This is a genomic window from Chryseobacterium defluvii (assembly GCF_003634775.1).
GTDB classification, from domain to species: Bacteria; Bacteroidota; Bacteroidia; order Flavobacteriales; family Weeksellaceae; genus Chryseobacterium; species Chryseobacterium defluvii.
Genome location: NZ_RBXB01000003.1, coordinates 933671 through 947032 on the forward strand (window position 1 = coordinate 933671; position 13362 = coordinate 947032).

Sequence of the window (13362 nt, forward strand, 5' to 3'; positions counted from 1 at the left end):
AGTAAAAAAGCTGTACCTACAACCTGCAACCTAAAACCTTTAAATTTTAAATGGAAAATAGGGTTGTAATTACCGGAATGGGAATTTATTCCTGCATCGGGACTTCTTTGGAAGAAGTCAAAGAATCCCTGTATCAAGGAAAATCCGGTATTGCTTTAGTGAAAGAAAGAAAAGAGTTTGGTTTCAGATCAGGACTTACAGGTGTTGTCCCGAAACCGGATTTAAAAAACCTTCTTAACAGACGACAGCGAGTAAGTATGGGAGAAGAGAGTGAATACGCTTATCTTGCCACGATGGATGCTTTGAAACAAGCCAACCTGGATCAGGATTATCTTGATACCCATGAAGTGGGGATTTTATATGGAAATGACAGTGTTTCTCAGGCAGTTATCGAATCAATTGATATCGCCAGAGAAAAGAAAGACACTACCTTAATGGGTTCAGGAGCCATTTTCAAATCCATGAACTCTACTGTTACCATGAACCTTTCCACCATATTTAAGCTAAGAGGGATTAATTTGACCATTAGTGCAGCATGCGCAAGCGGATCACATTCCTTAGGACTGGCTTATATGATGATCAAAAATGGTTTCCAGGATATGATTGTATGTGGTGGTGCTCAGGAAACCAATAAATATTCAATGGCAAGCTTTGATGGATTGGGCGTTTTTTCAGTAAGAGAAGACGAGCCTGCAAAAGCATCAAGACCGTTCGATTCAGGAAGAGACGGATTAATTCCAAGTGGTGGAGCAGCCTCTCTGATTGTTGAAAGCCTGGAATCCGCACAAAAAAGAGGAGTGCCCATATTAGCTGAAATTATAGGCTATGGGTTTTCATCCAACGGAGGGCATATTTCCACTCCAAATGTTGACGGGCCAGCTTTAGCAATGGACAGAGCATTAAAGCAATCAGGCTTAGCTGCAAAAGATATTGATTATATCAATGCTCATGCAACTTCCACACCTATTGGTGATGCCAATGAAGCCAAAGCCATTTATGAAATTTTCGGAAGTGAAGTCCCTGTAAGTTCTACCAAATCCATGACAGGTCATGAATGTTGGATGGCAGGAGCAAGTGAAGTGATCTATTCTATTCTGATGATGCAAAACGATTTCGTTGCCCCGAACATCAATCTGGAAAATCCTGACGATGAGGCGAAAAAGATAAATTTAGTCTCCGAAACGAAAAATCAAAAAATTGACGTATTTTTGTCAAATTCTTTCGGATTTGGGGGAACCAATTCCGCATTAATTGTTAAAAAATTTAATTAAAAACATGGAAAGGGAAAAAATTGTTGCCATTGTTAATGATTTTCTGGTTAATGAATTTGAGGTAGATGGTGACGAAATCAGCAATGAAGCCAACCTTAAAAATACATTGGGTCTGGACAGTCTGGATTATATTGATATGGTAGTGGTAATAGAATCTAACTTTGGAGTGAAGTTGGGAGAAGCCGATTTTAAAAAGATGGTTACCTTTGATGATTTCTATACAACTATCGAGAATAAAATTGCTGAAAAAAACGCTTAATTATTAGATTAGAACTTGACTTAATTAATGTAACAATACCAATTCAGCAGTATACCAATGTTGCTCAATTCCAATAAAATATTGTTGCACTGTTATATTGTACATTGGTAAACTCAATTATGAACAAATGGAAAGGTAAGTCTAAAGGGACAATATTAGGATATAAGATATTCGTCTGGTGCATTAGAAATATTGGTATCCGAAGCTCATATATTGTTCTCTATTTCGTAGCAGCCTACTATTTTCTTTTTCTGAAAAAAAGCAACCAATATATCTTTTATTATTTCCGCAAAAGGCTGAACTATAGCTTTTGGAAATCCAAGATGTCTATATTCAAAAGCTACTTCATTTTCGGCAAGGTCCTAATAGATAAAACTGCTATTTCTGTAGGGCTGCGAGATCGTTTTACTTATGAATTTGATGGTGTTGAAAACCTGAAGAACCTTTTAAATGAAAAAAAAGGAGGTGTTCTTATCAGCGCCCACATAGGAAACTTTGAAATTGCAGAACACTTTTTTGCAGATATAGATTTTGATTGCCAGATTAATTTGGTGACCACAGATCAGGAAGTTACGGTGATCAAAGAATATCTGGAAAGTGTAACGGTTAAAAAAAGCAATATTAAGTTCATCTATGTGAAAGAAGATATGTCGCATATTTTTGATATTAATCAGGCGCTTTCCAATAATGAATTGATCTGTTTTACCGGTGACCGCTATTTCGAAGGCTCAAAATATCTCGAAGCGGAATTGCTGGGGAAAAGTGCCAAATTTCCTGCCGGACCATTTTTAATTGCTTCCAGATTGGGAGTTCCTGTTGTGTATGTATATGTGATGAAAGAAAGCAACCTGCATTATCACTTATTTGCAAGACTGGCTCAAAATATTAAAAAACGTGATGCACAGGGACTTTTACATTCTTATGTTCAAAATCTTGAGTTCATGTTGAAAAAATATCCTGCCCAATGGTTCAATTATTTCGATTTTTGGGATGATATTGATTAATTTTTCTAATTTTAAGTCTGAAAACTAATAATAAAATAACTCAAACCATTAAGATTTTTAGAGGATAAAACTTTAAGTCCGGGTATTATGATTCTTCATTTCTTAGGAATATAAACCTGGTTAGAATTCTTACAGAAGGACCTATATATACCTGTAAAGAAAAGCTCTAAAATTCTTGCTAAAAAACACTTTTCTCTATTGAAAAAAGAATACGACATACTTGTAATCGGAAGCGGATTGGGAGGCCTTGTTTCGGCACTTATTTTGGCTAAAGAAGGCTTGAAAGTTTGTGTTCTGGAGAAAAACAACCAATATGGCGGAAACCTGCAAACTTTTTCACGGGATAAGCTGATCTTTGATACCGGTGTTCATTATTTAGGCGGACTTTCCAAAGGACAGAACCTAAACCAATATTTTTCCTATCTGGAAATAATGGATGACCTTGAGATCAAAAAGATGGATGAGGATGCCTTCGACAGAATTACTTTTGAAGACGATACAACCGAGTACCCTCATGCACAAGGCTATGAAAACTTTGTAAAGCAATTATCTGAGTTTTTTCCCAATGAAAAAGAAAACATTGAGAATTATTGCGAAGAAATCCAATATGTATGTAGCCAGTTTCCGAGATATAATGTTATCGGAAACGATAATTATGACCGGGAGATCCTCCATCTTAATACCAAAAGGTTCATAGAATCCATTACTTCGGATAAAAAACTTCAATCAGTCTTATTAGGATCCAATTTCCTGTACGCGGGAGATTCGGAGAATGCTCCCTTTTATGTTCATGCTCTCACCGTAAATTCATATATTCAAAGTGCTTACAAATGCGTGAGAGGCGGAAGCCAGATCTCTAAATTGCTGATCCGGAAATTAAGGCAGTACGGAGCAGAAGTTCATAAACATTCTGAAGTTTCGGAAATGATTTTTAAAGATGACCTGTTGGACACTGTAAAAACCAAATCCGGAAAAGAATACCATGCGAAGAAATTTATTTCAAACATTGAAATTCGTTCTACCATACAACTGATCGGCGAAGAACGGCTAAAGAAATCTTTTTTGAACAGGGTGATGAGCTGGGAGCCGGCGCCCTCATGTTTCAGTGTTTATCTTGTTTTGAAACCTCACACAATCCAGGCTTTTAACTATAATATTTACCACCATTCTTCCACAGAACATGTATGGAGTACTTATCGATATACAACGGAAGCCTGGCCGGAAACCTATATGCTTTCCTCTACCCCGTCAAAACTTTACCCGGAATTTGCCGAAAGTTTAACCGCTATCTCTTATATGAATTTTGATGAGGTTGAAGCCTGGAAAAATACGGTAAATACAGTGGCTGATGAACACGAAAGAGGAAAACAATACGAAAAATTCAAACAGGAGAAAGCTGAGAAAATGATTGATGCGCTGGAAAAGAAAATTCCGGATTTAAGACATGTGATCAAAAAAGTGTATACATCCTCTCCATTATCTTACCGGGATTATATCGGGAGTTTTGAAGGAAATATGTACGGATACATGAAAAGCTCGGAAAACCCTCTTAAAACAATGGTTTCACCCCGAACTAAAATAAATAACCTTTTCCTGACAGGGCAATCCGTCAATATGCATGGAATTTTGGGAGTAACAATTGGCGCATTCAATACCTGTGCTGAAATCTTAGGAAGGGATCTTATCGATGAACGTCTCACTCAAATGATGAATAAAAGTGAGTAATAATTGGTTGAATGTTGTCATCCAGGGTACAGATGAGGGCAGAGATTCCTTCTTGTGTCGGAGTATCAAACGTTTCGCACTAGCATTTTTCTCACTGTTCCTCATTGTCCACCTCATTTCCTGCGGTGTTTCAAAATCCGTTCATCATCTTCCGGACGTTAAGCAATATTCATTAGAAATTCCTAAAGTCAGTAAAATCAATGATTCTACTTTTAGTTATAAACATAATTATTTGACTAAAAACAGGCAACAGCTGTGGGAACTCTATATACAGGGAAATCCTTTACAATTGGGTTATAATAATGGTGCATTGACTCAGGATTTAATGCAAAAACAGGAAGAAATATTCTTCTCTAAGGTGGAAGGCTTTGTTCCATCCAAATTCAAGCAGAAATTATTAAGAGGTTTTTTAAAATGGTACAACAGGAAAATGTACCTTAATGTAAGGGAAGACTATCAGGCAGAATTATATGGGTTATCCCGATATTCATCTGAAAAATACAATTTCATTGCTCCCCAATATTTAAGAAGCCTGTATTTACATGGGGCTCATGATATTGGACATGTATTACAGGATTTAGCGATGGTTGGTTGTACCTCCTTAGCCGTGTGGAATGAAAATACAGAAGATGGAGATTTACTGATCGGAAGGAATTTCGATTTCTATGTCGGAGATGATTTTTCCAAAAATAAAGTCGTTGAGTTTGTAAAACCCGAACAGGGGATCCCATATATGTCCGTAAGCTGGCCGGGAATGATAGGGGTAGTTTCGGGAATGAATAAGGAAGGAATTACCGTTACCATTAATGCCGGGAAATCAAAAATTCCTTTAACGGCGAAAACGCCTATTTCCTTAGTCACGCGGGAGATTTTACAATACGCTGCCACTATTGATGAGGCGATTGCCATTGCTGAAAAAAGAAAAGTTTTCGTTTCCGAATCTATTCTGGTGGGAAGCGCGAACGATAAAAATGCAGTAATTATTGAAGTTTCTCCAACAAATTTCGGGGTTTACAGGGTTCAGAATTCAAGCCAGGTATTCTGTACCAATCATTTCCAGTCAGAAGCCTATAAAAATGATCAAAGGAATCAGAAGCATATTGTAGAAAGCCATTCCGAATACCGTTATGAAAAGCTTCAGGAGCTTTTACAGGAAAAGAAAAAGCTGAATCCGGAGAAAATGGCGGCCATTTTAAGAGATCAATCCGGTTTAAAAGGAGAGAAGATAGGTTATGGAAATGAGAAAGCGATCAACCAGCTTTTGGCACATCATGCGGTAATATTTTCGCCTCAGAAGAAATTGGTTTGGGTTTCTTCAAATCCGTATCAGTTAGGAGAATTTGTCTGCTATGACCTGAATGAAATTTTCTCAGGCGAAAGTTTGCAGAAAAGAGAACTGGCAAAATCACAGATGAATATTGCGGAAGACCCGTTTGTACATTCCCGGGAATTCAAAAACTATGAGCAATATAAAATAATGAACTCTGAAATAATTGACGCTATTAATAAGGATATATTGCTTCCAGAAGATTTCATCAGCCATTATCAATCTTTAAATCCGGATTTCTGGGGGGTATATTATCAGGCTGGAAAATATTATTATCAGTTAAAGGATTATGAAAAAGCAAAAACCGAGTTTACAAAAGCACTGACAAAAGAAGTTACAACGCTTCCGGATAAAGAAGATATTGAGAAATATTTAAGAAAAACATTGGAAAAGCTAAAATAAAAGACTCTTAATCCCTTTGCCGTATCTAAAGCTCTAAGGTATTTCGCAACTATTTTCATCACAATGGATCGGAATGATTTTTCTTTTAAGAGCTAATTCCGAGTATAAGAATTGCCCGATCGCGGATATTTTGAGCAAATAAAGAAAAGGTATAAAGATCCAAAATACAGGTAGCTTGATAAGAATAAAGTAAATTGATGTGAAACCATAATGCCATTTTCCGTTATAGGATGCCATTTGTTTCAGAGCAACTGTTCTATCAAGTTTTGGGAATTTATTGGTGTGAAGAATGTCTCTTAACGGTTTTTCTTCAATACAATAAAGCCAATCGAGCTTTTTGACTATTTGCACAAATCTTGTGCAATTCGGGCACCAGTTATCATAGAAAATCAGCATGTCAATTACAAGTTGGGGTTAATTCTATAGGATCTTCAAAAAATTTCATTGCTTCCCATTCTTTTTTATTAAAAGCATCTTTTACCTCACGGCTATTGACATCCTTACCGTTGATGACATAAGTTGTTTTCTCTGTATTCAGATTTTCAAGGACCATCGAAGGCTGTTTCCGGTAACTATCCCAAAATTTCTCCCATTGTTTAGGTGATAGACTGGCTGCTTTGGAAAAACCAAAATTGCGGTGTTCAATATCATTACTTTCTTTTGTAATGGATTTTATTTCGAAAATATAGTTCTTTTCAGAATCCTGAATTTTCAGAATAAGTCCGGGAAGTCCGGAGAATTTGTATGGACCATCCATAATGGGGATCTCATTGGTAAACCAGGCTGTCCACTTTCTTCCTCCAAATTCACAAACGGCTTTTTGAGCTTTATATCCTAAGATAGTTTCTGTATTACTGTCTGATTTTATCACCCATTTTATTGGACAGTTATAAGTCACTGAAAATAGTTTGACATAGGCCTTTTCTTCTACTGTAATTGTTTTGTCTACAGGGTTTTTGATAATCAAAGGCCTGTAAACAGATTTTTTTTCATCAGAAGGAAGTCGCAAAGGTCCTTGTCGGTTATTTTTAGAATAATCGGTTATTATTTTTGTTTTTAAAGAATCCAGCCTGAAATTTTCATAGGACTCAAAAAAAGAAGGCTGATTATCTCTCGTAATCAAAGCACAAAGCTCGCTATTGTACTCCATGCTTTTTTTGTTTGATTTCCATTTAAAATCGTATATAAACTTGTATGATTGTGCATAGGAGCTAGTAAATGCCACTAGCAGAAGGATGAGAATGGGTGGAAATGGTTTTATTTTCATGATAATAATTAAAGTAATATGATGTGAGGTTCCATACGATCATTATAGAAGAGAAAAAGAAAAGGTTAAAGCTCAGAATAATGCCAAGATGCATTGAAATGGTAAGCATAAGCCAGATCTTTCTCGTCTTATTTATATTAATAAAGATAGGATAAAAAAGTTCTATAATAATAACTCCCCACCCCAATATAATATAAAATAAAGGGTTTTGTATATGGTTACCTATTTCTATATAGCTGTAAAGATTCGGCAGATGTACTGCTTTCCATACAGATTCCCCGTTCCACCAGTTGAATCCTAATATCTTATCCAGCCCTGAAAAAAAATAAGCGAGGCATAAGTGAATCTGAATCAATCTTTTACATAGTGTTAATGATTGCTTGCTCTCTGAAAATAAGGGAAATAGTTTTTTCTGGATAGAGAAATAAGAGCTTGAGGGGAAAATTACAATATAGAATAAAGACATGCTCGTAAAAAAATCGGCACCATAAAAGAAAAGACTGCCGGATTTGATAAACGAGATTTGCAGTATGATAAGAATAATAGCACTAAGTCTGCTAAAAAAACCTGAGATAATCATTAAGCAAAGAAAAATATAAGAAAATTTAAAAAGTAAAATGGATTGATGATTATCTAAGAAGTTATTAAAAAATGCCAGAATACTTTCTACCGTCAATACATTATAAGTACCGTAAATGGTATGTAATTCGAGAGGAATAATGCTGTTATTCGTATATAGTAAATCGAAATCCTTCCAAAAAGATAAAAAATGAATGAGTATGATAATGCCTGTGGCGATTCTGAAAAATACAATGAAATCAGGGGTGAATGGTTTTGAAAATATGGAGTTGGTTATAGTTTTCATTTTATTTCATCGATTTTTATTAAATGCTCTTTTTTGATTTTTACCTCACCCAGCTTAGGATATTCATACAAATACACTGAGGTGGTGAACTTAGAATTATATTTCTTTTCAAACATTTTATTAATTCTTTTAAGAATGATCTTATTGGCCGCCATTTTATCCTCATCTTTTTTATTCCCGAAATTGTTGAAGAATACATCGTTTGCCCCCATAAAACGTGTTTTTCCCTCATTGGTCTGCAAAAGATCTGAAGAATTATAGACTTTCTCTGCGTTTTCACTGAAAATGATAAAATTGCTTGAAACGTTGGGAGCGAAAAACCCATACCCGGTATCAAAACCCGTATAAGTGAAAATGGGATTTCTATACAAAGAACTTTTATTGATCGTTTCTGCGAGTTCCGGTTGTTTATATTCATAAAATTCACAGAAACTGGAAATCGTTGTTACTACTCCTGTAATAAACACTTTAAGAATAACTATCGCAAATATGGCAACTTCTATTTTTCTGGGCTTATGAGTCATGATTACACTTACTTTTGATGTTATAGCCATTGAAACAAAACCTATTTGCTCCAATATTTTATAAAAACAGACAGGATGAGCTGTAACTCATCCTGTCTTTAGATGGAAATTATTGATATCTAGCAATAATTTGTTTGATCTGAGCTACAGTCTGAGCATTGTCCGGGAAATCTCTGTACTTTGTTGTACACTCATTGCTCATAGCCTGATAATCACAAACTGACCAGCCTACCATATGCTGAGCTAAGAAATCTAGATCAGCAGGTTTTACTGCTTGTGTATTCGTAAGAGTAACTCTTTGTCCTTCTATCTTGAAAATAGGATCTGCTTTTTTGTTATTAGAATCTGTGAAAGACATTAGGGAAATTGCTAAAATTCCTGCTGATGCAAAAAGGATTTTTTTCATGGTTTTAAAATTTTGAAATTAAATTTTGGTTGTTACACATATATTAAGATTCACCTTTTTATTGTATTGCGCACTACAAAACCGGATGAATAATAATCACTTTTTTTGTTTCCATTGCTGCCCATCCTTTACAGGTGGATCAGCAGGAGTGATATTGTTATCTATTGTATCATTTTTAGAAGCTTCATCATTATTTCGATCATTTTGCATTACTTCTTCTATGACTGACTCCGTAATGCTGTCTTCTTGTCTACAGGAGTTCAATACTACAATCAAGATCATTGCTACAATAATTATTGGGAAATAGTTTTTCATGGTTTTATGATTTAAGATGTTGTGCTAGAGCTTGTTTCCGATTTGGAAGGTAGAACAAGAAAATCAGGGTGAAAAACGATCTTTGTCGCTATTGGGAAATTAGGACGGTCTAATTTGCGAATTAAGACGGGTAGATTTTTTTTCCATGCCCCATGAATATTGGGTTAATAAAAATTATTCTACAAAGAGTGATATTTTAATGTTTTTATCTATTTTTATATAAAAACTAATACCATTTTATGATTGCTAAAAGAACTGCTTTTTTGTTGTTTCTTTTAATATTTCTCAATCTTTTATATTCTTATAAGAAAAAAGAAAAAAGTTTTGAAAATATTAGAAAGGAATATGAACACTATGAAGAGAATGACGATAAGGCTTTTCAGTATATCAATCAATATATTGATAAAGCAAAAACTGAAAAGAATTATTCTAAACTTGTACAGGGATATAAAGACGGAGTCTTCTATTCTCCCTCCAATGAAAGCAAGTTAGCCTACGCAGACAGCACGATAGGTGCCGCTAAATTATCAGGAGATAATGAATTGATAAGCATGGCCTATTTAGGAAAGGGAATTGTCTATTATTTTAATTATAAGAGATATCAGCTGGCGCTCAATGAATATCTTCAGGCTTATCAATATTCTAAAACGATAAAAGATGAATACCTCAGACATAAGATTATCTATCATTTGGGAGTAGTAAAAAGCTATCTGGGATATTATGAAGATGCTCTCATCCATTTTAAAGAATGTGCAGATTACTTTTCTTCTGAGATTAAAGAAAAGAACTTGCACCCTAATATGATCTTTAATAATAAAAAAGGCTATTTTAATAGTCTGCATCAAATGACGGAGTGCTATCTGAACCTGAATGATTATAAAAGATCCGATTCTTTGATCGAAATTGGGTTAAAATATACTGCTGGTATTAAAGATTTTAGTCAGGAAGAAAGTTATTTTCTCAAATGTAAAGGAATAGCATATTATTATAAGAAAGAATATAAAAGCGCTATCCAATTCTTAAATCAGTCCCTTCCCAGAATGCTTAAGAACAATAATTTTGCCTGGGCTTCTGTAAACTATTTTTATATAGGCAAAAGTTATTATGGCCTTGAAGACGAGAACAGGGCTATTGCCAACTTTAAAAAAGTGGATTCTATCTTTCAGAAACATCATTTCATTCACCCGGAGATCAGAAAAAATTATGAAGTATTGATCAGCTATTATAAGAAACAGAAGGATGTAGGCCAAGAATTATATTATACAAAGCAGCTTCTAAAAGCAGATAGCATTATTACCCAGGACTTCAGTTATTTATCATCTAAAATTCATAAAGAATATGATACCAAGTTGCTGTATGATGAGAAAAACAAATTGGAGAGGCAAACATTATGGAGCACTGTTATTATATACGGGCTCATCGCATTAATGACGGTATTAATGATACTCCTCATAATAAAATACAGCAGAGAGAAAAATATTCAAAGAAAATACACTTTACTCGAAGAAAAAATCCGTAAAAATTATACAGATCATAAAAATCCTATTGTTGAAGGTGATTTCCAACTTCCAAAGGAAAGAAAATCCAAGATTGATGACGACAAAGTCCAGAACATCCTTGAAAAACTGGAACAATTTGAAGAAAAAAAACAGTTTAATCAAAAAGGACTTACCCTTACGAAACTGGCGTTGAAACTGGGAACCAACGCCAATTATCTTTCGCAGGTCATTAATGAATATAAAGGGATAAATTTCAATAGATATCTGGGAGAACTTAGAATTAATTACATCACCCAGCAAATTTATAACAACAAAACCTATCTCAATTATACCATTGAAAGCTATGCGGAAGAATGTGGAATAGCATCAAGGCAGAATTTTTCCGATCTGTTTTACGAAATCAACGGAGTACGCCCAAAAGATTTTATTAAAAATAGAAAACGTGAGCTTGATAATTAATTATTCTCTGGATTTAATTTATGCAAAAGCAGATAAGTGGCAATTCCTGAAAGAGCAGACATGGTAGTCGCCAAAATCGCACTTCCGATCACATATTGCAGCAAATTGTTTTTTACAAGGTCGAAATTCAGTTCCTGTGTCAGAATATTACTGTCTCCCTGAACAAACGGCGCTCCCAAAAATAAGGCTGCAGCAATGATGAAAGGAATAAACGGTGGCAAACTGATATTGGAAGCAACAAAAGCCAATACTTTATTCAATTTAAAAAGAACAGCTAATGAAATAACGAGCAATGTATGAAGTCCCCAAAACGGAGATAAGCCGATAAAGATTCCCAGTGCAACGGAAAATGCCTTCGTGCGGTTGCTGCCGTCACTTTCAAGGACATCTTCCTTTATGAATTTTTTAAAGCTTTTTTTTTTGAAATTATTCACGAAGTTTCTCGGAATAATATAAAATAAAGTGATGATCACCAGAATGGTATTCAGGATACTGATCCTTGTGAAATCTTTAAACGGTCTGAAGTGAGAAACCCTTTCGGCAGGGTCATATAAAACCTTCACCGGAACATTTTTCACGGGAACATGCCTCCATGCAGTCCTTACAATGATCTCGATCTCAAATTCAAACTTTGGGGTAAAATATTTCTTCGGAATTTTATGTAAAGGATATAAACGATAACCGGATTGAGTGTCTTCCAGTTTAATTCCGGTCTCAAACCAGAACCAGAAATTGGAAAAACGGTTTCCAAAACTGCTTTTCTTAGGAATTCCGTCCTGAGACATATTCCTGTTTCCAATCAGTAGAACATCTTCTTTTTCCTGAAGTAAGGTTTCCACAAAAACAGGAATGTCATCCGGATAATGCTGCCCGTCTGAATCAATGGTGATTGCATAATCATATCCCAGTTTCTTAGCCTTTCTGAACCCGGTTTTAAGCCCGTTGCCTTTTCCTTTATTCTCAGGTAAAGCAACGGTCGTAATCTGCGGGTAAGCACTCAGGATTTCCGGAGTGGAATCGGTGGAGCCATCATTGATCACAATGATATTTTCGGTATAGTCCAAAACACCGTCTATTACTCTTTTCAGAGTTTTCTCATTGTTATAAGTCGGTATTAAAACACATATTTTCTTTTCAGAAATGGCGTTTCGTACTTCAGGGATGGTCATTGTTTTATTTTAATAAAGCTCTGTCTGCGGGAGTAAAAGTTTTAGATTGTGAAGCAAACCGTTTAATATAATTTTTTAAACCTGTATTCTGCTTACTGTAGTTGTTGATAAGGAAAGTTTTATCATCTTTTAAGCTTCCCCGGTAACCTACAATCTTGGGAAGATTTTCCTGGACGCTTAACCGGATCAGTCTTAATTCCGCATTATTCGGATTATTTTTGATGATATTTTCAAGGCTTGTTGCTCCGGATTTTATAAATGATTTTCTTTTGCCTTTGTCCGTTGTGATCTTGGCCTCCATGATCTTGGCGGCTGCTTTATATCCTGTAGTTATTACATCAGATGAAGACTGCTTTTCAGCAAGATTGATAAAGCTTTGGGTGTTTGCACCGGATTGATTGGCTTTGGCGTAGCTATTCCTTAATGCTTCTATATCTGCGGACTGAAAGAAAAGAAACAATCCGGTAAATAAAGATAAGAGAAGTTTCATAATGTCTATTTATTATAGTTTACTGACATTTTTAATGCAATAGTCTCGCCAAAAGATGTTGTATTTTTTACTTTAACCTCTCCTTCACTTTCGTGAATATCCAGTTGAAGTTTCAATTCAGGAGTTTCAACGGGATTAATGATGGCCATAAACTTCACATTGGACGCAGATTTTAAAAATAGTTGGGAACCGGTAAACTCTTCCGTAAGTTCTTTTACAATCTGCATCATGCAAACTCCCGGAGTCACGGGATTTCCCGGAAAATGTCCTTTGAAAATATCATGATCTTTATTCAGTCGGATATTGGCAATGAAGTTTCCGTTCTCTGCTTTTTCGTAGGATTGTAAAGTATAAAAATCTGTAAGAATGGTTTGCATCAG

The 13362-nt window shown here is 35.2% G+C and carries 15 protein-coding genes; 6 read left to right on the plus strand and 9 right to left on the minus strand.

Going from position 1 to position 13362, the window contains the following annotated elements; translation table 11 throughout:
* The first annotated feature begins 50 nt into the window (after nt 1-50).
* The 5 genes from BCF58_RS16180 (at nt 51) to BCF58_RS16200 (ending at nt 5988) form a co-directional block, all read left to right on the plus strand.
* Nucleotides 51-1271, plus strand: coding sequence for a beta-ketoacyl-[acyl-carrier-protein] synthase family protein (locus tag BCF58_RS16180; RefSeq protein ID WP_121462834.1), 1221 nt, complete (start codon nt 51-53; stop codon nt 1269-1271).
* Nucleotides 1272-1275: 4 nt separating this feature from the next.
* Nucleotides 1276-1530, plus strand: coding sequence for an acyl carrier protein (locus tag BCF58_RS16185; protein WP_121462929.1), 255 nt, complete (start codon nt 1276-1278; stop codon nt 1528-1530).
* 119 nt (nt 1531-1649) lie between these two features.
* Entirely contained in the window at nt 1650-2534 is an 885-nt protein-coding gene (locus tag BCF58_RS16190) for an LpxL/LpxP family acyltransferase (protein WP_121462835.1), read from the plus strand.
* A 198-nt stretch (nt 2535-2732) separates the two neighbouring features.
* On the plus strand, nt 2733-4259 hold the full coding sequence (locus BCF58_RS16195) for a phytoene desaturase family protein (protein WP_121462836.1): 1527 nt from the start codon (nt 2733-2735) through the stop codon (nt 4257-4259).
* Between the two features lie 64 nt (nt 4260-4323).
* On the plus strand, nt 4324-5988 hold the full coding sequence (locus BCF58_RS16200) for a C45 family autoproteolytic acyltransferase/hydolase (protein WP_170149047.1): 1665 nt from the start codon (nt 4324-4326) through the stop codon (nt 5986-5988).
* 33 nt (nt 5989-6021) lie between these two features.
* Here the strand turns inward: BCF58_RS16200 and BCF58_RS16205 are convergent, their stop codons facing one another.
* From BCF58_RS16205 to BCF58_RS16230, 6 genes are all read right to left on the minus strand, one after another.
* On the minus strand, nt 6022-6384 hold the full coding sequence (locus BCF58_RS16205) for a thiol-disulfide oxidoreductase DCC family protein (RefSeq protein ID WP_121462837.1): 363 nt from the start codon (nt 6382-6384) through the stop codon (nt 6022-6024).
* A gap of 1 nt (nt 6385) precedes the next feature.
* On the minus strand, nt 6386-7255 hold the full coding sequence (locus BCF58_RS16210; protein WP_121462838.1) for a GLPGLI family protein: 870 nt from the start codon (nt 7253-7255) through the stop codon (nt 6386-6388).
* Complete coding sequence (locus tag BCF58_RS16215) at nt 7200-8120, minus strand: HTTM domain-containing protein (protein ID WP_121462839.1); 921 nt, start codon at nt 8118-8120, stop codon at nt 7200-7202. The genes BCF58_RS16210 and BCF58_RS16215 overlap by 56 nt, the downstream gene beginning before the upstream one ends.
* On the minus strand, nt 8117-8674 hold the full coding sequence (locus tag BCF58_RS16220) for a hypothetical protein (protein WP_121462840.1): 558 nt from the start codon (nt 8672-8674) through the stop codon (nt 8117-8119). Before BCF58_RS16220 ends, BCF58_RS16215 begins: the two co-directional genes overlap by 4 nt.
* A gap of 79 nt (nt 8675-8753) precedes the next feature.
* On the minus strand, nt 8754-9050 hold the full coding sequence (locus BCF58_RS16225) for a hypothetical protein (RefSeq protein ID WP_121462841.1): 297 nt from the start codon (nt 9048-9050) through the stop codon (nt 8754-8756).
* A 96-nt stretch (nt 9051-9146) separates the two neighbouring features.
* Nucleotides 9147-9365 carry a hypothetical protein gene (locus tag BCF58_RS16230; protein ID WP_147462073.1) on the minus strand — a complete coding sequence of 73 codons (219 nt, stop codon included), beginning with the start codon at nt 9363-9365 and terminating at the stop codon, nt 9147-9149.
* Between the two features lie 239 nt (nt 9366-9604).
* Here BCF58_RS16230 and BCF58_RS16235 point away from each other — a divergent pair, with 239 nt between their 5' ends.
* Nucleotides 9605-11323, plus strand: a complete 1719-nt coding sequence (locus tag BCF58_RS16235) for a helix-turn-helix domain-containing protein (RefSeq protein ID WP_121462843.1) — start codon at nt 9605-9607, stop codon at nt 11321-11323.
* On the opposite strand, the gene BCF58_RS16240 is transcribed toward BCF58_RS16235, so the two are convergent.
* The 3 genes from BCF58_RS16240 to BCF58_RS16250 are packed head-to-tail and all read right to left on the minus strand — an operon-like array spanning nt 11320 to nt 13359.
* Nucleotides 11320-12492 (minus strand): DUF2062 domain-containing protein, encoded by a 1173-nt coding sequence (locus tag BCF58_RS16240; RefSeq protein WP_121462844.1) that lies wholly within the window; start codon nt 12490-12492, stop codon nt 11320-11322. The two genes, BCF58_RS16235 and BCF58_RS16240, sit on opposite strands and share 4 nt — an antisense overlap.
* Nucleotides 12493-12496: 4 nt before the next feature.
* The gene (locus BCF58_RS16245; RefSeq protein ID WP_121462845.1) at nt 12497-12982 is read right to left on the minus strand and encodes a hypothetical protein; all 486 of its coding nucleotides are present in this window, start codon (nt 12980-12982) and stop codon (nt 12497-12499) included.
* A 5-nt stretch (nt 12983-12987) separates the two neighbouring features.
* Nucleotides 12988-13359 (minus strand): 3-hydroxyacyl-ACP dehydratase, encoded by a 372-nt coding sequence (locus tag BCF58_RS16250; protein ID WP_121462846.1) that lies wholly within the window; start codon nt 13357-13359, stop codon nt 12988-12990.
* Nucleotides 13360-13362: the final 3 nt, after the last annotated feature.

Excerpts from the sequence above, each read along its gene's own strand:
- BCF58_RS16230 (WP_147462073.1), bottom strand. The coding sequence starts at position 9,365 with ATGAAAAACTATTTCCCAATAATTATTGTAGCAATGATCTTGATTGTA.
- BCF58_RS16250 (WP_121462846.1), bottom strand. The coding sequence starts at position 13,359 with ATGCAAACCATTCTTACAGATTTTTATACTTTACAATCCTACGAAAAA.
- BCF58_RS16205 (WP_121462837.1), bottom strand. The coding sequence starts at position 6,384 with ATGCTGATTTTCTATGATAACTGGTGCCCGAATTGCACAAGATTTGTG.
- BCF58_RS16215 (WP_121462839.1), bottom strand. The coding sequence starts at position 8,120 with ATGAAAACTATAACCAACTCCATATTTTCAAAACCATTCACCCCTGAT.
- BCF58_RS16220 (WP_121462840.1), bottom strand. The coding sequence starts at position 8,674 with ATGGCTATAACATCAAAAGTAAGTGTAATCATGACTCATAAGCCCAGA.
- BCF58_RS16225 (WP_121462841.1), bottom strand. The coding sequence starts at position 9,050 with ATGAAAAAAATCCTTTTTGCATCAGCAGGAATTTTAGCAATTTCCCTA.
- BCF58_RS16245 (WP_121462845.1), bottom strand. The coding sequence starts at position 12,982 with ATGAAACTTCTCTTATCTTTATTTACCGGATTGTTTCTTTTCTTTCAG.
- BCF58_RS16180 (WP_121462834.1), top strand. The coding sequence starts at position 51 with ATGGAAAATAGGGTTGTAATTACCGGAATGGGAATTTATTCCTGCATC.
- BCF58_RS16210 (WP_121462838.1), bottom strand. The coding sequence starts at position 7,255 with ATGAAAATAAAACCATTTCCACCCATTCTCATCCTTCTGCTAGTGGCA.
- BCF58_RS16240 (WP_121462844.1), bottom strand. The coding sequence starts at position 12,492 with ATGACCATCCCTGAAGTACGAAACGCCATTTCTGAAAAGAAAATATGT.
- BCF58_RS16190 (WP_121462835.1), top strand. The coding sequence starts at position 1,650 with ATGAACAAATGGAAAGGTAAGTCTAAAGGGACAATATTAGGATATAAG.
- BCF58_RS16185 (WP_121462929.1), top strand. The coding sequence starts at position 1,276 with ATGGAAAGGGAAAAAATTGTTGCCATTGTTAATGATTTTCTGGTTAAT.
- BCF58_RS16235 (WP_121462843.1), top strand. The coding sequence starts at position 9,605 with ATGATTGCTAAAAGAACTGCTTTTTTGTTGTTTCTTTTAATATTTCTC.